The sequence below is a fragment of the Dellaglioa sp. CoH-57-MRSF-20 genome, from assembly GCF_056781955.1.
Genome location: NZ_JBXAXV010000084.1, coordinates 1 through 518 on the forward strand (window position 1 = coordinate 1; position 518 = coordinate 518).

Here is a 518-nt window from a genome sequence, read left to right on the forward strand (position 1 = left end):
AGCGGCAACCTCGACTCCGCGTTCAAAGGCGCAATGGCGGCAGGCGACAGCGATTCGGATGCGGACTTTTACCATCAGCTGACGCGCAATATCTCGGTCAATACGATCAAGGATCATCTGATGTCGCGGTTCAAGCCCGAGCAGGTGGCGCGCTTCGGCAACAACCACATCATCTACCCGTCGCTCAGCCGAAAATCGTACGAGGCGCTGATCGCGCGTTCCGTCAACCAGTACGTACGGGAGATGGAGAAAGTGTCGGGCATCAAGTTCGCGGCCGACCAATCGCTGCTGGATCGAATCTACGCAAACTCGGTGTATCCGACGCAGGGTACGCGTCCGGTGTTCAGCTCGATTCACAAGATGTTCTCGACGCTGCTGGTCGATGCCGCATTCTGGGCAATCGAGAATGATGTGCGGGGTGCCGAATTCGTGATGACGAAGGAACTGTCGAATGGTGAGCATAAGGTACAGGCAATCCAGACGCTGCCCCGCCCGCGCTCGAAGAAGACGACGAAAAC

General features: G+C 57.3%; 1 protein-coding gene. It reads left to right on the top strand.

Going from position 1 to position 518, the window contains the following annotated elements; all coding sequences use genetic code 11:
• Positions 1–518 (top strand): hypothetical protein (locus tag AC1RPN_RS08230; RefSeq protein ID WP_481763721.1); only part of this gene is annotated, 518 nt, incomplete at both ends.